At 42.3% G+C, this 23513-nt stretch carries 17 protein-coding genes; 3 read left to right on the forward strand and 14 right to left on the reverse strand.

Annotated features, from left to right (window positions below; translation table 11 throughout):
- Positions 1-35: 35 nt before the first annotated feature.
- The 6 genes from N0M92_RS07260 to N0M92_RS07285 form a co-directional block, all read right to left on the reverse strand.
- Complete coding sequence (locus N0M92_RS07260; RefSeq protein WP_260285131.1) at positions 36-1070, reverse strand: PTS sugar transporter subunit IIC; 1035 nt, start codon at positions 1068-1070, stop codon at positions 36-38.
- 416 nt (positions 1071-1486) lie between these two features.
- A complete protein-coding gene (locus tag N0M92_RS07265; RefSeq protein WP_260285132.1) occupies positions 1487-5818 on the reverse strand; it encodes an endonuclease in 4332 nt (1443 codons plus the stop codon).
- 54 nt (positions 5819-5872) lie between these two features.
- The gene (locus N0M92_RS07270) at positions 5873-8683 is read right to left on the reverse strand and encodes a bifunctional metallophosphatase/5'-nucleotidase (RefSeq protein WP_260285133.1); all 2811 of its coding nucleotides are present in this window, start codon (positions 8681-8683) and stop codon (positions 5873-5875) included.
- Between the two features lie 607 nt (positions 8684-9290).
- Positions 9291-10142 carry a pirin family protein gene (locus N0M92_RS07275; RefSeq protein ID WP_260285134.1) on the reverse strand — a complete coding sequence of 284 codons (852 nt, stop codon included), beginning with the start codon at positions 10140-10142 and terminating at the stop codon, positions 9291-9293.
- A 62-nt stretch (positions 10143-10204) separates the two neighbouring features.
- The gene (locus tag N0M92_RS07280; protein ID WP_260285135.1) at positions 10205-10678 is read right to left on the reverse strand and encodes a MarR family winged helix-turn-helix transcriptional regulator; all 474 of its coding nucleotides are present in this window, start codon (positions 10676-10678) and stop codon (positions 10205-10207) included.
- A gap of 185 nt (positions 10679-10863) precedes the next feature.
- Positions 10864-11418, reverse strand: a complete 555-nt coding sequence (locus N0M92_RS07285; protein WP_214793534.1) for a helix-turn-helix domain-containing protein — start codon at positions 11416-11418, stop codon at positions 10864-10866.
- Between the two features lie 103 nt (positions 11419-11521).
- Here N0M92_RS07285 and N0M92_RS07290 point away from each other — a divergent pair, with 103 nt between their 5' ends.
- The gene (locus N0M92_RS07290; RefSeq protein WP_260285136.1) at positions 11522-12106 is read left to right on the forward strand and encodes a LysE family transporter; all 585 of its coding nucleotides are present in this window, start codon (positions 11522-11524) and stop codon (positions 12104-12106) included.
- 227 nt (positions 12107-12333) lie between these two features.
- On the opposite strand, the gene N0M92_RS07295 is transcribed toward N0M92_RS07290, so the two are convergent.
- From N0M92_RS07295 to N0M92_RS07305, 3 genes are all read right to left on the reverse strand, one after another.
- Positions 12334-13119: a PhzF family phenazine biosynthesis protein gene (locus N0M92_RS07295; protein WP_260285137.1), complete on the reverse strand. Its 786-nt coding sequence runs from the start codon at positions 13117-13119 to the stop codon at positions 12334-12336.
- A 350-nt stretch (positions 13120-13469) separates the two neighbouring features.
- Complete coding sequence (locus tag N0M92_RS07300) at positions 13470-14882, reverse strand: LysM peptidoglycan-binding domain-containing protein (RefSeq protein WP_260285138.1); 1413 nt, start codon at positions 14880-14882, stop codon at positions 13470-13472.
- Positions 14883-15237: 355 nt separating this feature from the next.
- Positions 15238-15423, reverse strand: coding sequence for a hypothetical protein (locus N0M92_RS07305; RefSeq protein ID WP_260285139.1), 186 nt, complete (start codon positions 15421-15423; stop codon positions 15238-15240).
- Positions 15424-15693: 270 nt separating this feature from the next.
- Here N0M92_RS07305 and N0M92_RS07310 point away from each other — a divergent pair, with 270 nt between their 5' ends.
- A complete protein-coding gene (locus N0M92_RS07310) occupies positions 15694-16446 on the forward strand; it encodes a sulfite exporter TauE/SafE family protein (RefSeq protein ID WP_260285140.1) in 753 nt (250 codons plus the stop codon).
- Between the two features lie 81 nt (positions 16447-16527).
- Here N0M92_RS07310 and N0M92_RS07315 read toward each other — a convergent pair whose 3' ends face one another.
- The gene (locus tag N0M92_RS07315; RefSeq protein WP_260285141.1) at positions 16528-18132 is read right to left on the reverse strand and encodes an ABC transporter permease; all 1605 of its coding nucleotides are present in this window, start codon (positions 18130-18132) and stop codon (positions 16528-16530) included.
- Positions 18132-19049 (reverse strand): ABC transporter ATP-binding protein, encoded by a 918-nt coding sequence (locus N0M92_RS07320; RefSeq protein ID WP_260285142.1) that lies wholly within the window; start codon positions 19047-19049, stop codon positions 18132-18134. The genes N0M92_RS07315 and N0M92_RS07320 overlap by 1 nt, the downstream gene beginning before the upstream one ends.
- 165 nt (positions 19050-19214) lie before the next feature.
- On the opposite strand from N0M92_RS07320, the gene N0M92_RS07325 reads away from it, so the two are divergent.
- Entirely contained in the window at positions 19215-19802 is a 588-nt protein-coding gene (locus tag N0M92_RS07325) for a TetR/AcrR family transcriptional regulator (protein WP_260285143.1), read from the forward strand.
- 60 nt (positions 19803-19862) lie between these two features.
- Here N0M92_RS07325 and N0M92_RS07330 read toward each other — a convergent pair whose 3' ends face one another.
- The 3 genes from N0M92_RS07330 to N0M92_RS07340 all read right to left on the reverse strand — a co-directional run bounded on the left by N0M92_RS07330 (position 19863) and on the right by N0M92_RS07340 (position 23467).
- A complete protein-coding gene (locus N0M92_RS07330) occupies positions 19863-20561 on the reverse strand; it encodes a GntR family transcriptional regulator (protein ID WP_260285144.1) in 699 nt (232 codons plus the stop codon).
- A gap of 791 nt (positions 20562-21352) precedes the next feature.
- A complete protein-coding gene (locus N0M92_RS07335) occupies positions 21353-22819 on the reverse strand; it encodes an aminoacyl-histidine dipeptidase (RefSeq protein ID WP_260285145.1) in 1467 nt (488 codons plus the stop codon).
- Between the two features lie 39 nt (positions 22820-22858).
- A complete protein-coding gene (locus N0M92_RS07340) occupies positions 22859-23467 on the reverse strand; it encodes a VanZ family protein (RefSeq protein ID WP_260285146.1) in 609 nt (202 codons plus the stop codon).
- Between the last annotated feature and the right edge of the window lie 46 nt (positions 23468-23513).

Genomic DNA, 23513 nt, shown 5'->3' on the forward strand with positions numbered 1-23513 from the left:
CCTTTTCTGGCAAAAGTTTTGTTTAACCGTCTTCATTATGCCGCTTTTTGTTCTTCATTCACCCTTATTTCCGAAACGGTCCTGATCTTATAATTCTTGAATACGATCGAACCAAGGAAACCTACCGTTGCCCCAACAACTGCACATATCCCAGCAGTGATCGTCACTTTTACTGGATCATTGAAACCGTACATAACTGCCAACCCTGCGATCGGTGTTGCCGTCCCTGTTGCATTATTCACTAAACCAAACATGGCCACAACCACTCCAGCAGCCGCTCCGCCAATGAAATTGGTGGAATACACCGGAATGGGATTGGCAGATATGATATCCGCTTGTGTCAATGGTTCAATCGCAACCGCAATTGTAGTACTTTTGTCTCCAAATTTCAAGCGATCGAACAAAACAAAGTTCATGAAAGATGATCCGAATACTGCAAGTGCCCCAATTGCCATAGGAAGTCCTGTCAATCCAAGCATTGCTGTCAAAGCCATCGAGCTTAATGGTGCAGTGGCGACGACCGTTATGACCCCTCCAAGAATGATTCCCATCAAGATTGGATTACTGTTTGCCGTTTCCTTAATGATTCCACCGATATTCAAAAGCGTTGCATTGACCAAAGGCGTTAAATTCTCACCAATAAACCGAACGAGCGGTGCTGCAATGATGATTGTAACGATTAAATCCAATCCAGCAGGAACTTTTTTCTCGATCACTTTCACAAGGAAAGCAACAAGATACCCTGCGAAAAATCCAGGCAACAAACCTAAACCTGCACATGAAACACCAAGTAATAGAGCATATACGGGAGAAACCCCTAGTGCTAATGCAACAAGTGAAGCCGCCGCAACGCCTCCCATGCTTCCTGCCGCATCCCCTACTTCACCAAGGAATTTAATATTAAATAAATCCCCTCCGACATACCTCTGAAATGCTTCCACTAGAAAAGCGGCAACCGCTGCATTGGCAAGAGCACCCATTGCTTTCATCCCTTTTGGGGCTTTAAAACTGAATAATGAAAATAAACCAAGTACCAATAATAATAAGGCCGTTCCTTTTAAAATTTCCATTAACGCATCTCTCCTCTTAGTGATTAGTAAGTATACTTTGACCTAATATTTAAATCGAACTACTAATTCATCTGCAATTTTCCGATAAAAGAACACTCATCGGTCCTTTGTTTTTGTTTCGTAGTTGGCTGTGTCTAGTTCTTCAATCAATTAAGAATTTCTTACGAAAAATAAGGAATAGAATTAAATTCACTATTATTATTTTAAGATAGTTTTATTTCATCTAACAATGTAAACCCTTTCATTTATTTTCTCATATTAACACATATCAGTACGCATACATACAAATATTTTAAATTTTTAAAGCGGAATAAATGTTTGATTTTTCAGTATATTACAATAATTAATAAAATTACTTACAACAATTAAACATAAAAAAAGCAGCCACCAGGCTGCTTTCCCTTTTATCTCCGCTTTTAACTCGCCTTTTTCTCATCGATGGATTTAGCGGCACCCCAAATTTCGGATGCCCATTCAGGATGGTCGATGAATGGATTGCGGTTATTTTGCCAGTCATAAATGACATCATTGCGATGGCTTTCGAAATCGTCGACAGGATCGAGTTCATTCCATTTCAAAAGTGTCGATAGCTTTCCATGAAGCGGCTTCGGATACGTATTGACTGTATCGGATAATTCAAGATCCTGCTCGCCGTTTCCTTCATATCGGACAGCCATGTAAAATAACATCCTTGCTATATCGCCTTTAACATGATCTGGCGGCTCCCATGAATCTGAATCAAACTTACATTCACATCCACTATATGTTTGACCGCCCTCGTCGAAATCAAGGTGGCCCCGTTTACCATTCACTGTCACATCAGCGGGACGGAGGTGATGAAGGTCTGTCCCGGGACCTTTGCTTGTCCCAAAGTCACCGTGGGACTTTGCCCAAACATGTTCACGGTTCCATTGTCCGGCATTGCCCCCATTCGCGTTCTTCGAGATGGATTTTCCGGAGTAAAGCAAGATGACATTCTGTTTGTTCACCGGGTCTTCATCCGTTTCTTTAAGGGCATTCCACACTTGATCATAAGATAACATCGTGTGACCCTTAATGATCGAGTGCAGAACCGATTTCAATTCCGTTCCCGTTTTTCCAGCCGCCGTTTCGTAATAAGCTTCAAGCGGCATATCCTTCGATACGGTCAACGTAAAACGGGCAACCGCTTCCGATTGCTGGTCCTCGGCCTTGACTGCGACAAGGTATGTTCCAGCTTCATCTGCAGGAAGGGTTAATGTCGGGCCTGTGACTGTACCGATTGTGGATGAAAAGGTAAGTTCATCCCCATCTGGGTCTGAGAAGTGCTCACTCAAATCGATGGTAACCTTTGAACCGGCTTTCACTTGAAGATTTTCCAGTTTTTTCGTTACGACTGGTGCATGATTTTCTTTAGGGGCGAAAGGGGAAGCAATCGCTTCCCCCTTCGAATCGACAAACTTGATATTCGATGTGTCGACACCTTCTGTTACCGACCACTTCTGTACGTTTTCAGCGCCCCTGATTTCTTTTACATTGGCGTTATCGATGATGACTTCCTTCACCGCCATGCCTCCAAAATCAATGATTGCACCTTCCTTATCCGGTTTTATCGTCACAGCAGCATTCTTCAGCCCAAGGCCTTTGAGTACAGCATATGAACCTTTTAACCAGATACCTTCTTCGATGTTGGATGTGTCGTCAAGATTGATCAAAACACTAGGTGAAGCAATCGTAAGTCTTTTTGTTTTAACGTTTGTTACATTATACGTTTTTTCCGGAGCAGGAGTTTCGACTCCGCCTGATCCAGATAAAGAGGTTGAGATCAGTACAGGATCATGATCGCTGGCCCTTCCATGAGCTTCCATGAAGGATGAGTTAATATGGACAATATCGACTTTTGTCGCCGAGGCCATATTATTCGATACAAGGATATGGTCCAGTACTTGTGAATTGCCTTGATATGTGTAAGAATAACGTTTTTCAAAAGGGACCTTCTCGATCATATTGGTTAGATCATTGCCCTTTAATGTTTTAAGCGGTGCCGAAAATTCAAAATCATTAAAGTCTCCAAGCAAGACGACATTCGCTTTGGCATCCTGTGACTTGATATCACTGACAAACCGATTGACGATGGATGCAATTTGAAGCCTTTGCGTTTCACTTGATAGGACAGGAGGCTGGTTTTTGCCGAATAAAGGCTGGTCACCGCCCTTGGAATTAAAATGATTGGCGACCACCACTACGCTTTCGCCTTTAAATTCGAATTGAGCGGCTAAAGGCTTCCTGCTTGAAGTGAAGGCGGGATTGGCAGGCTCGATTCGACCAGGGTTCAAGGTAAGTTTTCCATCTTTAAAGGCAACGGACTGTGTTGCCGTTCCTTTCGTTCCTTCAGTCAATTTGACACGGTCGGCATTATATAAAAAGCCTACACGGATATTCCCGCCGGGTGCCCCGCCATCATGTTTATCTTCTGGAGCAATATCGATGTATTGATATTGCGGTCCGCCCAGCTCTTTTATTTTATCGGTTAACTTCTTGGCACTTTGAGCAGAATCCGTTGTCCCGCTATCCGTTGCCCCATCATTATCTTGCATTTCCGTTACGCCGATGATATCGGGTTGTTTAAGGTTGGTAATGATGGATGTTGCGATCGTTTCGACTTTAGAGTTAGCTGTTTGAGTGGAAAAATTCTCGATATTATAGGAAGCGATCGTTAGCTTATCAGCATCCTTCTCTAAGGATGTCACTTCCCGTGCCGTACCGCCATCCTTTAACGCAGGCAGCTGGGCTTTATCCGTCACTACCCTATAGTTGCTATATCCATAGCTGATGACACCCGTGACCGAGCCATCAAAGAAATCACCCGTTTTCGCTGCAAATGATTCATCATTTATATCCAGGGTAATTCTTTCAGGATTGAAATCCGTTTCCGTTATTTTGACGCCCCCAACTGCAGTCGTCGTTTCCATATTCCCTGGAATCACGACCAATTCACCATAGTCTTGAGGAGCGACCACTTTCGGGTTATATACTTGGACGAGCATTCCTTCCAGACTCTCGTAGAAATCGATGCCGTCTTCGCTCGGATTAAAATCTGTCAATCTATCATCATCGATGTTCTCGGACGGCGGAATGACATCTTTCCCAATGATGATCGGTTCTGGCATCGCTGCAGTGCCAAGCTTTTCAATCGTCGTATTGGTCAATTCAGTTGTCGGCAGATCCGTCGTTTTCATTTCAGCGTATCCTTCGATATACCACTCGGCGACTTTACCTGCCACTTTGACATGATCTCCCGCTTTCAGACCATGTGCTTTGTTGTACACAAGTATTCCCTCGGAAGTCGTTAAGTCCTTATCCGGGTTGGGATCTTGCATATAAAAATTATTCGCATCCTTTACATAAGTGACGACACCTTCCACACCTGAGACGAGTTGATTTTCATATGGAGAAAAATGATTCATCCCCTGAATGTCACGGATCTTCACCTCATTGGTTTTGGTAACCGTATAGGTAAAAGTGAAAACTTCCGATGTCTTATCGTTGACAGCGATTGCCTTGATGACAGTATCTTTCGTTAAAATGATCGGTTCTGTGTACAAAGCACTTGAAGACGTCGGTGCGGATCCATCAAGCGTATAATGGATTTTCGCTTCTTCCCAGCCAGATTCAAGTGATACTTTTGTATTTTCACTAACCATACCAGGGAAAATATCCGTGTAAACGGCTGGTTTGTTCACCAATTCATAATCTTCGATGCCACGCGGCTTCAACTGGTACGTGTCATTGAACCTCGACCCGATCCCGGTTACGGAAATGACATCCCCCACTTTAAAGTTCCTCACGAAATCTTCATAAGTCGAACCGGTCCGGTTATCATGGCGAACGATAACAGATTTCCCTTCAGTATCTTCCGCCTTGAATTCGAATGTTCCGGATGTTCCCGATGCCGCCAATTCTGTAATGGTCGCTTTTTCAATGGTGACCAGCTCACCTTGTGTTTCCTCATTGACGCCAGATGCATCAATTTTTTGGATTTCAGGAAGTTCATTCCCGGAAGAAACCACTTTAAGGGCGGTTGGTTGGATTTGCAATTCCTTATTATAAGCGGATACTTTTCCGATTAAAGTAACCTTATCTCCTTGCTTTACATCTGCAGGCCACGAAGAACCATAAACATATAGCCCGGCCGTTTCATCTTGGATGTAAAAGCCTTTCCCTCCCCAATAACCAAGTCCGGTGGTGACCACTCCATCGACCTGAACTACATCTTCAGTATTCGTGCGCGCCTCGGCAATGGAGTCAAGAACCTTCACATCAGGCTGTTCAGGAGTTGTTCCTCCATCAGTGATGATTGTGTAATCCGTTGCTGATTTCAGGCCGGGTACTGAAAAATATTTTTCCAGCTTCCCCGTTATCGTCACCTGAGCTTTAAGTAAATCCGGATGTTCGACCAAATTCAATGCCGTTCTGATATTTCCGGCTGGAAGCTGGACAGGCATGATTTTCTTAACATCTTTTTCATCCGGACTATCCGCAATACCTATGTTCGTACTTTCAGTAAAAGGCGATGTTTGCTGATAGCTTGTACCGCTTTTTGCTGTACCGACGATATATCCCTTCACCGTCGCCGTTCCGCTGTTATTATTTATCGCTTCCATTACCGATATTGTTCCTGCCGCTTTTGCAGCGGCTGCATTTGGCAAAACCGTTGACAGCACGATCAGCATGGCAAAGAAAAGCTTGCTTATCCCGTTCTTCTTCAAAATCTCAACCCCTCCAACTTTTTTTCACAGGCTCAGGAATCATTTGAATGCCGCTTAAAATATGGTTTCGCCATTCACCGTGACACCGCTCATGCTCACGGTCTTACCGTTAAGTCCCGATAAATCCAAATTACCCTCGACTGTAACCTGTGAAAAAGTAAAGTTATCCGGAGGAGTTCCTGTTAATGTAAGATTCCCTTTAACCACTGCATTTTCCAATGAAGCAATATCCGTGATGTCCACAACTACATGACCTTCATGCGTTTTTGGGGCATCAGCCGTTCCGCCAAAGTCTTTGGCCATTACGACAGTCGGGTCTGTATTGCTCCCGGCAACATCTTTGATGCGTCCTTCGATGCTTGGATCGACAGTTTTCAGCCCGCTTACATAATCCCGTAAATTCTCCCAATCAGCGAGGCCGATATCCGTCACCCTTCCTTCTTCATAAGCCTTCTTGAAAACGGTGAATCCATCTCCGCCCTTGGCTGTAAAAGCATTGGTCGCCACGACGTATTCCTTCGCTGCATCCAATTCGGAATATGTTCCATCTTGTCCAAGGACTTCAACCTTTGTGACACGATTGCCTGCTTCCTTCGAACTGTCGTAACTGAATTTCATTCCGGAAACATGCAGGAAGCCGCCATTTTCCTTAGGAGCGAGGCTTACACTATGCTCTAATGCTTCATTGATTTCTGCTCCCGTAAGCTTCATCGTCGCTAACGTATTCCCAAACGGTAAAACGGTCAGGATTTCGCCTAAAGTGATATCGCCTTGATCGATGCCAGCGCGGATGCCACCGCCATTTTGGAAGGCTATGACCGTATCCTTATTGAATTCTTTCGCTTTACTTAGCATTCCATCCGTAATTAAATTGCCCAGTTCCGTTTCATTTTTACGAACACTCGGCTTCGTTTCATCCCCTGCATCACGCGGCGATTCCAAGGCTTTCACAGCTGTTGCACCAGTCTTCGTTTCCTTCAGCTCCTTAATCTTCGAGGAGTAAGTTTCGAGCAATTTTGCCGCTTCGGCATCATCCTGTTTTTCAGAAAGCTTAATCAGCTTACCGGCTTGTCCGACAATCTTGCCATCCTTATCGAAATTCACATCGATCGTTCCTAAATAGTCGCTATACTGATATCCTTGAACGATGACAGTCGGCTCTTTCGTTTTCCCTTTATCATCTTTGTCCACAACAACGGGGGCGTCTAACTGCGTATGGCTATGTCCGCCCACGATCACGTCGATGCCCTTGACCTTGGCAGCCAATGTTAAATCATTGTCATAAGCCGCATTGTCATCGTAGCCGATATGGGACACGGCAACTATCTTATTGACTCCCATGCCTTCGAACGCCTTGACCGCTTTTTCGGCTTCTTCAAGATAGTTTTCGAATTCTATACTTCCAGGACTTGAAATATCTTTCGTCTCTTCAGTTGTAAGCCCGAAGAACCCTACCTTTTGGCCATCCACCTGTTTTACGATTCCATTGTATATCTTCCCTTGCTCTGGCTTACTTGAAATCAAGTCCGAGAATAGCCCCTTGAACTTATCATCTTTGGAGAAGTCCACATTCGAGCTGACAAATGGGAACTTTGCCCCTTTAATGAAGTCAGCCAAAGCTTGATGCCCTTCGGCGCTTGATCCCAAATCAAACTCATGATTCCCGAACGTCATGACGTCATATTTCATTAAATTCATGAAGCGAAGATCGGCTTGCCCTTTGAATTCATTGAAATAGAGAGTTCCCGAGAATACGTCACCAGCATCCACCAAAAGAGCTTGCGGCTTACTCTTGCGCACTTCCTTGACAGCCGTCACCCTTTTTGCCACATTGTCCAAGTGGGCATGCGTATCATTCGTATGCATCAAGGAAAGGGTGATCGCCTTCGCTGGATTTTTCAAGGCTTCTTCGGCTGCAGCAACTTTCTTATCCGCCAATGCCATCTTCGAAAGGAATTCATTTCGGTCCGACTCCTTGATTCCATTTAAATTAATGGCTGCTTTCGCCTTTTTAGCCGCGTTTATCTGTTCTTTCGTTTTAAGTTCCCCATTGGCAAGAGCTACATAGGCATTGACCCGTTTTGCCACTTCCTTTTTCTTTTCAGCATAGACCGCTTCATCATACTTACCTTTCACTTCTTTAACATAGGCGTGTATGGCTTTTCCGAGCTTGGATGTTTTGCTGACCTTTTTCAACTGCGAAGAAACGGTTTGCATCCGCTTGTCCGCGGTCTTTAAATCACCCTTCTTCACCAAGTAGTCAGCTTTTTCATAGTAGTACGGAACTTTCAGGTCACCGTTCAAAGCCGTTTTGGTCGATTTGGTGAATTTATCGTATAAGAGCTTTTCGATTTTCGCACCGTAAACGGTATCTTTAATATCTTTATCTGCCTTTTTCACGGCTTTATCCAGTGCCTCATATTGAGTTCTGATATCAATTGATTTCTTGGCAAGGATTGCATTCGTAAGGGCGCCAATCGATTTACCATGTGCAGCTTTTGCTTTCTCAGCCGCTTTAAATCCTTTTACATATCCTTCGGAACGAGTGATGTACTTATCATAAGCTTCAATTTCTTTATATTTGGCATCTTTTTCTTTTTTGCTTAACATTGATTTTTTTATGGTATTGTTGATGTCTTTTTTTGCTTGTTTTGCAGATTTGATTTGTTTTTCAACAGTGGACACTGAAGCGAGTTTAGAAGTGTAGAAATAGGTATCGAATGGTTTTTTGATGGCTGCCTTGGCCGTTTTGATTTTACTATTCAGGCTAGTGGCAGCATCAGAAGGTGCCGGCGCTACCGCTACGATCGTTGTCGCAGCCATTATGGTAGCTGATGCAATTTTTACGATTTTCTTTTTCCCCATTATAGTTAATCCCCCCATAAGTTATATACTGACATAACTTTCTGCTAACTTATCCATAGAATTTACACACTTTTCCGAAAAATGAATCCCGACATATTTACTTATCCATACACAAATCCACCCTACTTTTTTCCTCTAAAGATCCGTGTATCTCCTATATTACAACAAAATAATCCAGTATTAAAACAAATTTACAATACTACACGGAATATTAACAGAATATTATCATTATAATCACCCTAAAATACCTAGTGGCTAATTGATGATATATCAATAAAATCATTTAATGGTAAAATAGAATCAGTTTTAACTAAATCTAAAGTTAGACTTTATACCTAACTGCTGAAAAGCAAAAAAGGGAGAGATTTAAATCTCTCCCAGACTGCAGACAATGTCGAAGAAGTCTAGTTAGCCTCCCGTTTGTTCTTTAAAAAAGTCCAGTTGGGAAACCGGAGCTAATACCGGATACGTTCTTTTCTCGCATGAGAGAAGAATGTATTTGACCTTTCCAGCACTTTATACGACCTTCACCGTACTTTATTCGACCTTCACATTCTTATGGGAGGATTCAAAAAAAAGAGCATCAGTTACGATGCCCTTTTCCATCTTAATGCTTCAAGAAAGTGCCTTGCCGATACTCAAGATATGCCTGATCGATTTCCTCTTCAGTATTCATGACAAACGGTCCGCGGGCAACAACAGGTTCCATTAAAGGTTCTCCTGCATATAAAACAAGTCTTAAAGGTTCTGTCGCCGTTATATCAACTTCACTTTCCCCTGATTCTTTACAAGCACCCAGCCATAAGACCTGTCCCTTTGAGGCTCTCACTTCGTTGTTACCGAAGATTCCGCTTCCTTCTATTAAATAGATGATTCCGTTGTAGCTTCCTGGTAAATTCTGTGTGACCGATACTCCAGGCTCCAGGACCATCTCCACCATCGTCACGGGAACATGGTTTTTCGTTGTCGAGATAACATCCTTGGATGATCCGGAAAAGACGCGGATCAGGGCTCCGTTTTCTTTTCTTACCGGCATATCCTTTGCCATTAAGTTTTGGTATCTTGGTGTCGTCATCTTTTCACTCCGGGGAAGGTTGACCCAAAGTTGAAGGGAATGGGCAGTCACACCTTCGGAAGGCACCTCATTATGCACAACGCCGCTTCCTGCTGTCATCCATTGGACATCACCAGGTCCAAGTATCCCTCCATCCCCGGTATGGCTGTCATAGTGCTCGATCGTTCCGTCAATGACGAATGTAACGGTTTCGATTCCCCTGTGCGGGTGGATATCGAATGATCCCTTTTGAAATTTATCCTCCATCATTAAAAGGAACGGATCACTCTTTTCCCAGTTTCCTGGTTCTATGACTGGTCCGGCCGTATGAATCGGACTATACCTTTGAAGCTTCACATCTTTCACTTCGACAATATCTCGTTTAAGATTATATTCACTTTTCATTACTCCATTCCTCCCTTAAGTTACTAGTAAACTGATAGTCATTATGGCTGCCTGATCCAGTCTTAGGATTCGTCCTGGCTGGGATTAGGCACTTCCCTCTGTAAACTATGTCTATGAATCTTTATCATCATCTCATGCATGCGCTTCTTTTCTTCATCATCCAATACATCGAATAATGAAGCTTGGAAATCGGATTGAATAGGCATGACCTTTTCCATTAACTCTTTCCCTTTTTCCGTTAATGAAATATATTTAACCTTCCATTGTTGATTACGGACGATCAAGTTCTCTTTTTCCAGCCTTGTCAGCATATGTGATACGCCTCCACGGCTTATCGTTAGGTGCTCCGCTAATTCGATTTGTGAAACAGGCTGATGGATAAGCACTTGTGCCAACATATCGAATTGTGCAGCAGTGACGCCGAAATGCTGTAAGTGTTCATTCGAAAGCTGATTGCTTCTTTGATAAAAACGAACCATTCGCAGCCAAATCAGCAAACTCAATTTGTTCTCATCAGAAAATCCCCGTCTATCCATGTTAAGCTTACCTCCCATCTTTGGTGCACCATCAGTTTACTAGTAATTTGATAACAAGTCAAATCGTTGGGCCTTTAACTTGTTGAAGCAGTATCCCCAACAGGCAGACCATACCACCAGTCAATCTATAGGGGATATTTACTTTGCAAAGATATAATAAACAGAACTACAGTACTCCCTTTTTTTTAGGTTGGATAATATAAGATCATGCTTAATCGAGTTATTGTTTCCCCTGAATTATGGTAGGCATGCGGTCTGTCAGCCTTGAATCTGATAGAATCACCATTCCTTACTGTATATTCTTCGTTATTTACACGTACAGTCAGTTCCCCTTCAAAAACAGTTATGTACTCTTCCGTTCCTTCCCTATGCGAATCGGAACTTAAGAATCCACCTTTTTCTATCTCGACTGAATATACTTCAAAGCGCTTCTCATCTTCAAAGGGGAAGTGGGGATAAACTCGATATTTGCCGTTATCTTCAGATAAAGTTTGAATTTCACTTTTTAAAACGATTTTTGTATCCGGCTGCGGGCTATTTATTAATGAAGAAAATGAAATCTTCAATCCATTGGCTATTTTCCAAATGGTTGTAATCGTAGGGCTCGATCCTCCCCTTTCTATTTGTCCAATCATCGTTTTACTTACTCCAGTTAATTCTGCAACCTTTTCAAGACTTAATTTCTTACTTTCCCTGATGGCTTTTAAATTGTTAGCAATAATAAAATTTATTTCTTCCATAAAAATGCTCCTCATTTACAATATAACGTCGGCATTGTACAATAAAAAGGAAGTCGTTATAATGTCACTTTTGGTCATTATAGCATACAAAGGAGAGTCAACCATGCATTTACTATCTTTTTTGTTATTTGTTTTCGTTACAAGTTTCACTCCAGGTCCAAATAACATCATGGCAATGTTATTTGCAAACAAGTACGGGTTAAACAAGACGATTAAATTTTGTTTTGGGGTAGGTGCCGGTTTTTTTGTAATTATGTTATTGTGCAGTTATTTTAATGTTTTGCTTGAAAATTCCATCCCGAAAATTGAATTTATCATGACTATCCTAGGTGCAATCTATATGCTATATCTGGCCATAAAAATCATTTCAAGTTCAAATAAAGTTAAGGACGATAATGATGACAAGAACAACAGTTTTTTAGCGGGCATGCTTTTGCAATTCATAAATCCAAAAGGCATTCTTTATGGCATCACGGCCATATCGACCTTCATCCTGCCTTACCACTCTTCAAATTTCAGCTTACTATTCTTTTCATTATTTCTAGCTTTTGTCGGTTTTATGAGTACGTTCTGTTGGAGTATGTTCGGTTCGGTTTTCCAAACGTTTTTATCAAAGTATAGAAGTCAGTTTAATGTTGTCATGGCTTTGTTATTAGTGTATAGTGCCATTTCGATTCTTGTACACTAATTAAGAAGGAGCGCCGAATTGTAGCCAAAAGAGATTCCAACTAAGTCTTAAAACAAAGGTGATTGGAATGGAAGGTACGAGACTCCTGCGGGAAAAACGCGTCCAGGGGAGGCCCCGCGCATGCGCAAAGGCTAGCCGGTTATTCGGCAGGAGTGTCTCAAATTTCTTCAATCCATTGAGGGTTTGCAGTTGAAGGGATCGCTAGTTTTTTCATGCCTCCCCCTGCATTAAATGTTTAAGCTCCCTTCGAATATTGTCACGGCATGGCCGGAAAGTTTAACTGTGTCTGCCTTTACTTCAACCTTCAATCGTCCTCCTCTTTCCGATGCCTGATAGGCCATGAAAATACTTTTGTCCAGCTTTCTTTTCCAATATGTTCCCAGGCAACAATGGGCCGAACCCGTTACATGATCTTCGTCAAGGCCTTGGGCAGGGGAAAAGAAACGTGAAACGAAATCATATTCACCGCTATCCGATTGACTCGTTACAATGACACCCCGAATCGGCAATTGGGCAATGGAATCTATATCCGGCTTTATATTCCTTACGATTTCCTCTGATTGAACTTCGACTAGATAATCCCATTTGTTTTTTCCAACATACGCAGGCACAACCCCTAAAGCTTTTATCAGTAATTCAGGGGCAGCAGTCTCCTGCTCGATTAATGACGGGAACTCCAATTGAACCATTCCATCAACGAACCTTGCAGTGAGAAGCCCGCTTTTCGTCTGATAGACAATTGGTCGATCTCTTGGCACGTAACCTTTCCCCCACAAAAAGAAAGAACTTGCCAGCGTCCCATGTCCACAAATCGGGATTTCAATGGAAGGTGTGAACCAACGCAACTGCCATTCAGCTTTATGAAGGTGAATGAACGCAGTGACAGGCATATTAATCTCTTTAGCCATTCGCTGCATCCACTCACTGTCACTTTCCCCGGTAAGAAGGCAGACAGCAGCAGGGTTTCCTTTAAAAGGTTGATCTGTAAACGTATTAATGATGGTTAATTCCATTAAATGTGCCTCCAATAAGTAATATTCTAGTTTCCTAATTCCACAATGAGGAGCCCATTTCCTTTAGGGAATTATCATTCCCTTGTTTTTAAAGAGTTCTCTTTATCTCATTAAAATGAAAAAGACCACCATATGGCAGCCTTTTGGATTCTATCATTCATAAGTTTCAATATGGCACTCTTGATTAAACCCCTTTATCGACTCAGGTTCCAAATTATTTTTATCTTTGTTATAAAAAACCGGTAATTCTTGTAGTGCATTTCGAAATAACTAAAATAGGCAGCTTTATAAAAAAAGCCACCCCTCACTATATTAATTATGTGTGATCCACCTTGCTGTAAAAAAACATCCTACCGTTTCCGGACAATAAATGTATCCCCAAGCAGTTCCCAATTCTGGGGAAAAGGATAACCAAGTACCCAATAACTGAGACCCCTTGACCTATAAATCTTCACCAGGTCGAATTTTGCTTTAGCACTGCGTGCGTCCTCAAACCAAACTTCATGTGTGCGTCCCTGATTATCTTTGTACCTATAATAAGGTGATTGGGCTGTCTCGTCATATTTTATTTCTACATTATATTGGACGGCGCGCCTGATGGCTTCCTGCATGTCGAAAGTCTCTGCTTCCTGCCCCTCTTCATGAGGAATAAGCCAGTCCCGTGCATAAATTTGAAATCCTATGAAGATTTTATTTGTTGGTATAGCCGTTACGGCATAGTCAAGGACACGCTTTATTTCATTAATGGGAGAGATTGCCTGTGGCGGCCCTTTTCGGTAACCCCATTCATATGTCATCAGCACTACGAAGTCGAGCAGCCGTCCGTGAACTGGATAATCATGTGCCTCAACTAATAATCCCTTTTGATTGGCGCTAGTTTTTGGGGCAAGGGAGGATGATACAAAGTAGCCCTCAGGATGCAATCGATCCACAGCTCTTTGGAGAAAGCGATTATAGAAATCACGGTCCTCTGGTGCTACACTTTCAAAATCGATATTCAATCCACGGTATCCTTTATTTTTCATCGTTTTTATGACGGTGGTTAATAATTTTTCCACTAAACCTGAATCGGAAAGTATCGTATGCGCAAGCTGTGTTCCCGCTTCCGTGGCGGAAAAATTCGTTATGCACATCATGGGTATGACGCCAGTTGCCTGTGCCGCCCGTATCGTCGGGGTGTCATCCATGACTTCTAAGCTCCCATCTTTCCTCATTCTATAACCAAATGGACTTACGTAGGTCAAATCGTAGGCTACATCACGTACCTGCTCCGCCCCGGCTTGCCCGTAAACGTTTGTAAAACCATTTACCTCAATGATGGGCTTTGGTTTTTGGGGAATCCTTATTATCCGTCCGATATGAATATTGGACGGATCTGTAATCCGATTCATCTGCATAATGGCTTGAACGGTCGTTCCATAACGTCTTGCTATATCATAAAGAGTATCCCGTTCCCTTACGGTATGATAAATAACCGGAATGGTTAGTCTCTGCCCTGGATAGATAGCAGAAGGGTTTGTGATGCGATTCGATTGCATGATTTCCTGTACCGCAGTTCCAAACTGATTTGCGATTTCATTTAGAGTATCCCCTTGCTGAACCCTGTACTGAAGATAAGGTTCAGGAATCAAAAGTGCTAGGCCAATCACCAGCTTATCTGGATTTTCAAGGCCATTGACCCGAACAATCCGGTTGGTACTGACACCATATTGCTGGGAGATTCCCCACAAAGAATCCCCCCTATTCACCACATGGATTTTCACATGCACTGCCCCCCTTTCCTTCAAAATATTCCCTTCATTTTATTCCCTGGATGGCCCTAATATGTTTTTTGCGTTCAACATTCCAGTTTTCTTAGTTTTTCGCTATTATTGCTTATCATTTTTGTTCCCCATTATGGCCCGGATTCTTTATCTAGAAAAATAAGGGAGTACTTCAATAGAGGAAAAGAGGTAAACAAATCCCCAAAGACAGGAGAGATGTTACATGCAAAGCTGGTGATCATTGACTAAGGATAATCTAGTCTTGTTTTTAAAGAGTTCAAATGAAAAAGACTACCATATGGCAGCCTTTCTTATTTCAGTGGTTTACCATTCCCCCAACATTCCTTGTCCATATTTATTTCTTTATGAACTCTGATTCCAAACGATTGTTTACGTTTTTATAAAAGTCCGGTAATTCTTGTAGTGCATTCCGAAAAGTTAATAGGATCTTATCGATTCCGATCGCTTGAAGTTCCTGGATTTTGATTGCAACCGATTCGTAACTGCCGATTAGCCCTGTCCTGAATCCAGTAACAAACAATCCTTCGTTACCTCTATTAATCTGTTAGAAAACCCTCACATCAAAATAAATCAACATCTCAAAATATACACCCGTTATTTAAGCCTCATTCCTGACTCCTAAGAAACAAAGATAAGTAGTGTGTACCTCTCTATTAAAACACATATCAAACACGTCACAAATAGCTATAAAAGCCCGAAGTAACCCGTTTCAAGTCAAGGCTCCCCCAAACCAAAACCCGATTGGTATGGTATAATTACAGAAAGGTGAATTTTTGTTTCAGGAGGTTACATGATGACGATCAGCAGCATCTTATTGGTGGTTGGTGCAGTCTTTATCGGCGCCTTGATGCGGACGATGTTCGGGTTCGGTGAAGCGATAGTCAGCATGCCTCTGCTTGCCTTACTACACATTCCGCTTAATACTTCGGTTTCCCTGATTGGGTTGGCAGGTCTTACCGTTGCCTCACTAACCGTCGTTAGCGGATGGCGTCATATCGAACGTTCGGTAATAATCAGGCTCGCGCTTGCAACGGTCATCGGCATACCAGCCGGCCTCGCTTTGCTCCATTACGCACCTTCGATGATCATTACTTCTGCACTCGGTGTTTTTTTGATGGCATATGGAGGATACTCCCTTCTTAAGCAAAAGCTTTTCCAAGCTGTGGATAAACCGTTACTCACCTCGAAGGGCTGGGTATGGCCGTTCGGTTTCGCGTCGGGAGTCCTCGGCAGCGCCTATAACTTTAATGGAGTGCCGGTCGTCGTCTATGGAACTTTAAGAAGATGGAGTCCGGATCGATTCCGCGGAACATTGCAGGCCCATTTTCTTATATCCGGAATCCTTGTCGTGACGGGGCATGCGCTAGGCGGACTGTGGACAGCCGATTCATTAATTCTCTACGTTTATTCCATTCCAGCCATATTACTGGCGACAGGTCTCGGAATCTTCATGAATAAGCGAATTCCTGCGAAGAAATTCGAAAGCTATCTATTCTTTATCATCATTGCGCTAGGTGTACTATTATTGCTGCCCCATCGCTGAAAACCAATAAAAGCCTGAATTCTCATTGAAACATCGAGAAATCAGGCTTTTTGCAGGATTAATAGAATCATGGTTGAATCGTCAACCCCGGATGTCCCGCTTGTTATATCCGATAAAGCCAACAGTCAATAATACGATGGCCATGATGGTAAGTATGGATACTTTCATGAAGTCCATATCTTCAATAGGAAGTTTCGGAATATGGCCAAATGGTGTTAGTTTACCCATCCATTCCGGAAATTGTAGCATTCCCCCTAAATAAACGACTAAGATTGAGTATGTCAAGTAAAGCCAAGTCAAGCCAGATAATTTCGGTGCAAAGCCAATAAACAGCACACCGAGACCAATCATGATCCACATTGCAGGCAGGTAGACCATTGCTGCGCTATATAAAGTCCCGAAAGCAATCCCTTCATCCATCACCGAATTCCCGACTGCCCAAAGACCGATTGCAGCAAGCGTAATCATGAGAAAACCGGCCATGACGGAGATGATAAGATAGCTGCCCATAAGCCTTGTACGTGATACAGCGCGGCTCAGTAAATGTTCAGTATGATTCTTTTTTTCTTCCCCTTTAAGCTTTAACATCGCCATTAAAGGCGGAATGGTGCAAATCATGGAGATGACTGACATCAACATCGTCAAAAATTGTTCTGTCAGCGAATAGCCTTCAACAGGCGTCAATAGTTCGGCCATCATTTCATTTTTTGCAAAAAAGGATTCCAAATCACCTAAAACGGAACCGTAAGATGCTCCCAAAACGAACATCCCGGCTGCCCACGCAATTAATCCTATACGCTGAAGCCTTAGCGCAAGGCCAAGCGGACTTTTTAAAAACGATGAAGCATATTTCCTGCCTGGCTTAGCCGGTATGAATCCAGCTTCCAAATCCCTGATGGCATTTAAATATAGAGATAGGGCAACCAAAGTGATTGCCGCACCGATCGTAAGGATGATGGGCCACCAATAATTTTTCACATATACTTCTGAACCTAGAACCCAACCCAATGGAGAAAACCAGGAAAGGGTTTCATTGCTAACGTCCCCAATCGCCCGAATAAGATAGGAGAGAAGCAATACAGTGATGGAATAACCAATCGTACCTCGCGCACTCTCCGTAAGCTGGGCAAATAATGCCGTTATCGCCGAGAAGAAAATACCTGTTGCCCCTAAAGCTGCTCCATACATAAGGGAACCTTCCAAATCCATGCTTTCAATTCCCAGAGCATACAAACCGAAACCCATTATTATCGCGATTAATGCATTCGTTCCAAACGATACGGAAATGGTTGCATATAAATTGGCCAACCGGCCAGCCGGCAAAGAACGGATCATTTCAATACGGCCATCCTCTTCATCTGTGCGTGTATGGCGCGTAACAAGTAAAATACTCATTATCCCCACGGCCATAGCGGTTAACAGTAACATTTGATGCGCCATCATCGCTCCGTTTGTATAGTCATCCAGGCCGTAACCCTTCCCCACCATCGCAGTCATTGCAGGGTTCTTCATCGTTTCTGCAATGGTTTGCCTTTCTAGCCCAGTCGGGTACAGATCTGTGAAAGCCATCGCAACCATACATGAAAGGACGGATAAGGAAATTATCCAAACAGGGATCCGAATCCGATCTTGCCGTACGATGAATCGGGAGAGTCTTCCTGTATTATGATAGGACTGGTTCGCCATTATAACGCACCTCCCGCCCCAGAATCAGAAGTCTTCCTTACACCTTCATAATGGCGCATGAATAAATCCTCCAATGTAGGCGGCGCGCTTTCCAATTTAACAATCCCAAACTGGCTTAAATACTTCATGACATTATCCAATTCATCCGTATCCACTTGGAATGAAAGTGCTTGGTCTTTCATCACGATATCCCGAACTCCGTTTACATTCCCTAAAGCAGGAATAGGCTGCTTCGTTTCGACAAGCAAGCTTGTTCTCGTTAAATGACGTAACTCATCCAATGTCCCCGTTTCAATTATTTGCCCTTGCCGAATGATGCCCACTTTATCGCATAATCTTTCCACTTCAGAAAGAATATGACTGGAAAGCAATATGCTTTTCCCTTCATTTTTCGCGTCCATCACACATTCCTGGAAAACCCTTTCCATCAATGGATCTAGACCTGATGTTGGTTCATCCAATATATAAAGGTCGGCATCAGATGAGAAAGCAGCAATCAAAGCAACCTTTTGCCGGTTCCCTTTTGAATATGTCCCGCATTTCTTGGAAGGATCCAAATCGAATCTTTTCATAAGTTCTTCACGTCTGCTTTTATTGTTTGCCCCGCGTAATTCAACAAATAGGTCAATGACTTCCCCGCCTGTTAAGTTGGGCCATAGGTTTACATCTCCTGGAACATACGCGATCCGCTTGTGAATTTCAACGGCATCTTTCCATGCATCCATGCCAAAAATCTTCGCTTCCCCATCCGTCGCTTTTAAAATCCCGAGCAACACACGGATCGTTGTTGATTTTCCAGCACCATTAGGACCGATGAATCCAAACACCTCACCTTTATTCACTTCAATGTTCACCCCATTTAAAGCGGTAAACTTTCCAAACTTTTTCGTTAAATCCGTTGTTTTCAACACTGACATTCCTCATCCACCTCTTCCTCATTGGTTTAGATACGAAAGAATTATGAAATATTTTAATTGATTTAGTTCATAATATATAAAATAATAATTCCTGACAATAGTTTATGAACTTATTTTATTGTTCTATTACATATTTTTAATTAAACTAAAGTTGAGGTGAAATAAATGGACGGATTTCAACGCCGCAGGGAACAAAAAAAACTGAATATACTAGAGGCTGCCTTAGCTTTATTCATGGAGTACGGTGTCCAAAAGATTTCTATTGGAGAAATAGCAAAAAAAGCAAATGTATCTCAAGTAACGATATATAATTACTTCGAAAGTAAACATAACTTGATTCATGAGGTTTTTATTCATTATACAAATAAGGCCTTGGACGAATTTGAACAAATACTTACAAGCAACATTGCTTTCCCTGAAAAAATAAAGCAGCTGATGTTCACGAAGAATGAAACTGCGAAACACATTCATGAAGATTTTTATCAATATTTAATGAGGGAATATACTTCCGGAGTCAATTATATGGAAAAAATATATACAGAAAAGGCTCTGCCACGCTTCATTGATCTGTTTAACCAAGGGAAGGAACAAGGATATGTCGACCCGAATTTATCCAATGAAGCGATTTTATTTTATATAAAAGCGTTGAATGAATACATCCAACGGGAAGAGGTTTATCAAAGCATCCTGCCTTTGACTGAAGATATCATGAAGATTTTGTTTTATGGGATAGTTGGAAAAAATGAAAAATGAACCATAACCGCGGACTTAAAAAGGTGGTGTGAATTGATAACTCCAATTCACACCACCTTTTTAAGTCAATGTTAACAGTTTGGCAGTAGTATAATTATATTTCTCGATTGATAAATCAAAAACGGCTCCCGCTTTTAAAAAGACCGTACTTTCAACAATTAAGGTCGGATCTCCTGGCTGCAAGTCCAAAAGCTTGGCATCATCGTCATTTAGTTTTTCACACGAAATGATTTTATCTGCAAATCCGATATTCAACTTCAAATCCTCGACAATATATTCATAAATGGAACCATTTGCGATTTCTTTATTTAAGATGGGGATGATGTCTTTATTGAAAAAGGACTCTTCTATTACAATGGGTGCACCATTTAAGTATCTAACCCGTTTGAGGTTATAGATTTTGGTTTTTACCTGACATTTCATTTGTTTGGCCAATTTTTCATCAGCTTCTATCAGTTCTAACTTTAACACTTTACTTTTCATTTCATCATTCGGAAACACTTTGGTTAAGCCACTCATATCCCTCATCGAAATGCAGCCCGGTCTGGTAAATTCCCTTAGGAATATGCCGCTTCCTTGCACTTGATAGATATAGCCCTGCTCAACCAATATATTGATCGCTTTTCTAATCGTATTCCTGCTGACCTCGAACCTCTTCATCAACTCTTCTTCAGTAGGTAACTTAGTATTTAATGTATATTTTCCTTCTACTATTTCTTTCTCCATTTGTTCTACGACCATTCTATACTTTACATCCATATTTCCATATACCTTCCTCTATACATAATGATTTAGAACAATACTTTAGATTGAATGATAGGTTTTCTTTACAATAGATTATTTTATAACGATTGTAAAGAAACCTCTGTTTCTTTCAGAATGTATTTAGCCTGCATGTTTTTTATTTAACGTTCCGATTGATTTTCAAAAATCCGCTCCCTTTCCGCCGACTGTCTGCCAGCCTCATCAAAGCAAGCGCCTGTGGGGTCTCGGCTAGCCAGTAATTCGGCAGGAGTATCGCAAATTTCTTCAATCCATTGAGGGTTACAGTAAAAAAACATCAGGGATAACCTGGTCTAAAACTTGGTTCGGAAGAGACTAGCCTACGGTTTTCATTAAACAAACGTCTCTGTTGATTGGAATGGAAGGTACGAGACTCCTGCGGGAAATGCGAGTCCAGGGGAGACCCCACAGACGCAAAAGCGCCGAGGAGGCTCCCGGACCCCGCGGAAAGCGAGTGCCTGGAGAGGAAATCAACGACCCAGCCTTAATCATCGTCGGAATGAGACCATCCCGAACCCCGTTTTTAGACAAAAAGACTTCAATCTAATGTTTTAAACAAAGTTGATTGGAACGGAAGGCGCGAGACTCCTGCGGGAAATGCGCGTCCAGGGGAGACCCCGCAGGCGACGCCGAGGAGGCTCCCGGACCGCCCGCGGAAAGCGAGTGCCTGGAGAGGAAATCAACGGTCTATTCTTTATCAACTAAAAAAAAGACATCCTATCAATTAACGATAGGATGTCTCTAAATCTATTGAATTCAACTGTCCTTTATAAATCCTTCATTCTCTTTAATGTGTAAACAAAGTATTCCCAGTTGTTTATGGTCGACGGGATGCTTAAATGTTCTTCAGGTGTATGTACGGAAAACATATCCGGCCCGATTGAAACAGTATCCAACCCTGGTATCTTATCTATGAATACCCCACACTCGATCCCTGCATGCACAGCGATGATTTCAATATCTTCATGATATTTTTCTTTGTATGTCTCTTCAAATAATTTCTTGAGTTTCGAATCAGGATTATAGGGCCACTCGGGATAATCCGCGTCAACCAATAGCTCGCACCCAAGCATGTCGGCAATCGCCTTTGCTTGCGTGACCATATTATATTTGATGCTTTTGAGCGAACTCCTGATTTCACTTTCGAATATCATTTCCGCTTCATTTGTTGTAACGACCCCTAGATTCGTCGAACTTTCCACTAATCCTTCTATTCCCATGCTCATTCCTTGAACGCCATGCGGGATTACCAGTAAGGAAGTAATGGCTTTAGTCAACGTCTCTTTGGAAAAAACATTTGAAGAAACCGTTTCGATTTTTTCAAACCTGATCAATACCTCAGGGTCGGAAGATTGCAGTTCATTTTTAAAAGTATTCTCCCATTGTTGAAGTCTCTCCATTATCTTCTGAACATCTTCTGCATGAATCAGTACAGTCACCTCTGCTTCACGAGGAATGGCATTCCCTTTCAGCCCCCCGTTCATTTGCTGTATGTAGCAAGGGAAATCTGCCGTTAATTCATGTAATACTCTGCCCAAAAGTTTATTGGAGTTCCCTCTTTCCTTATGGATGGACATACCGGAGTGTCCGCCTTTCAGCCCTTTAATCCTGATGTTATAAGATACAGCATCAACAATTGAAGCCGATTCCCATCCGATTGGCAGGACCTGCCGCACGCGTATTCCTCCTGCAGAGCTGACCAGCAGCTTTCCATCTTCCTCCGAATCGATATTGATCATCATTTTCCCCTTGAAGTGAGCCGGATCCACTGCAAGTGCACCGTTCATTGTCGTTTCTTCTTCTGTCGTTATGACTATTTCAAGAGAGGGATGCGGAATATCATTTGCATCCAATAATGCCAAAGCATACGCAACAGCCACTCCATTATCCGCCCCCAATGTTGTGTCCGTCGCATACAACATGTCTCCCACAATCCTTAATTGAAGCGGATCTTTCTCGAAATCATGAAGCGTGCCCTTGTTCTTTTCGCAAACCATATCCATATGCCCCTGGATAATGACGGTAGGTGCACTTTCATATCCCATTGTGGCAGGCTTTTTGATAATCACATTCAGCGCTTCATCCTGGATCACCTCCAGGTTCCTATCCTTAGCGAAGTGAACCAAATAGTCACTGATCGCTTTTTCATTAGCCGATCCTCTCGGGATTTCGGATATCGCTGCAAAATAATGAAACACCGGATGGCTCGATAATTCTTCTAACGTACTATACATGAAAAAACATCCTTTCCTTTAAAATATTTGTACTGCCTCTCATCCCTTTACTTTTCCAGGACGGAACACTGCCACTCTCGTGAACAATGGATACAGAACGTACCCCAGATAAACACCAACCATATTCAAGATAAGGTCATCGACATCCAAGCTTCCGCGCCGAAAAACAAACTGACAGATTTCGATGGCCGAAATCGAAAGTAATGGATAAAGAAATTTCCTTTTTGCGGAGGGTTCTTTCCCTTCCCTCGACAACAAATACAGCCCGAATGGAATGAACAGCCCCACATTGGCGCTAAGGTTATAAAATGACACAAGCCCGTTCATATCGTTCGATAAATATAAAAGAATCGTAGAAAAGGGGACCAAATTATACGAATATACCTGCCCTTCTGGTCGAAAGAACAGCAAAACCAATAATGATAAACTGTAGCCAAAGAGTATTGCCTGCCACAAAAGGCGCGGTATTCGGACCGTTTCACCTCGAAAAAAAAGAACTGCAAACGAAACGAAAAGAAGTATACAAAACCAGACAACGATGATCACTAAAGGATTCAAATATAATCGGAGCTGAAGGAAAAAAGGCAAACCGCACAAAAACACTGCTTGCGACAGCAATAGGGAAAGCATGACCGATTTTAGAGACATATAGCTCCCCCTTCTATTTCTTACCAATCTTTGCATGTCCTTCTAT

Source organism: Peribacillus aracenensis, assembly GCF_025175645.1.
Taxonomy (GTDB): domain Bacteria; phylum Bacillota; class Bacilli; order Bacillales; family DSM-1321; genus Peribacillus; species Peribacillus aracenensis.

Bases quoted from the DNA above. Each gene is read 5' to 3' on its own strand.
- N0M92_RS07260 (WP_260285131.1), bottom strand. From the start codon at position 1,070: ATGGAAATTTTAAAAGGAACGGCCTTATTATTATTGGTACTTGGTTTA.
- N0M92_RS07270 (WP_260285133.1), bottom strand. From the start codon at position 8,683: ATGGGGAAAAAGAAAATCGTAAAAATTGCATCAGCTACCATAATGGCT.
- N0M92_RS07275 (WP_260285134.1), bottom strand. From the start codon at position 10,142: ATGAAAAGTGAATATAATCTTAAACGAGATATTGTCGAAGTGAAAGAT.
- N0M92_RS07280 (WP_260285135.1), bottom strand. From the start codon at position 10,678: ATGGATAGACGGGGATTTTCTGATGAGAACAAATTGAGTTTGCTGATT.
- N0M92_RS07285 (WP_214793534.1), bottom strand. From the start codon at position 11,418: ATGGAAGAAATAAATTTTATTATTGCTAACAATTTAAAAGCCATCAGG.
- N0M92_RS07290 (WP_260285136.1), top strand. From the start codon at position 11,522: ATGCATTTACTATCTTTTTTGTTATTTGTTTTCGTTACAAGTTTCACT.
- N0M92_RS07295 (WP_260285137.1), bottom strand. From the start codon at position 13,119: ATGGAATTAACCATCATTAATACGTTTACAGATCAACCTTTTAAAGGA.
- N0M92_RS07310 (WP_260285140.1), top strand. From the start codon at position 15,694: ATGATGACGATCAGCAGCATCTTATTGGTGGTTGGTGCAGTCTTTATC.
- N0M92_RS07315 (WP_260285141.1), bottom strand. From the start codon at position 18,132: ATGGCGAACCAGTCCTATCATAATACAGGAAGACTCTCCCGATTCATC.
- N0M92_RS07320 (WP_260285142.1), bottom strand. From the start codon at position 19,049: ATGTCAGTGTTGAAAACAACGGATTTAACGAAAAAGTTTGGAAAGTTT.
- N0M92_RS07325 (WP_260285143.1), top strand. From the start codon at position 19,215: ATGGACGGATTTCAACGCCGCAGGGAACAAAAAAAACTGAATATACTA.
- N0M92_RS07330 (WP_260285144.1), bottom strand. From the start codon at position 20,561: ATGGATGTAAAGTATAGAATGGTCGTAGAACAAATGGAGAAAGAAATA.
- N0M92_RS07335 (WP_260285145.1), bottom strand. From the start codon at position 22,819: ATGTATAGTACGTTAGAAGAATTATCGAGCCATCCGGTGTTTCATTAT.
- N0M92_RS07340 (WP_260285146.1), bottom strand. From the start codon at position 23,467: ATGTCTCTAAAATCGGTCATGCTTTCCCTATTGCTGTCGCAAGCAGTG.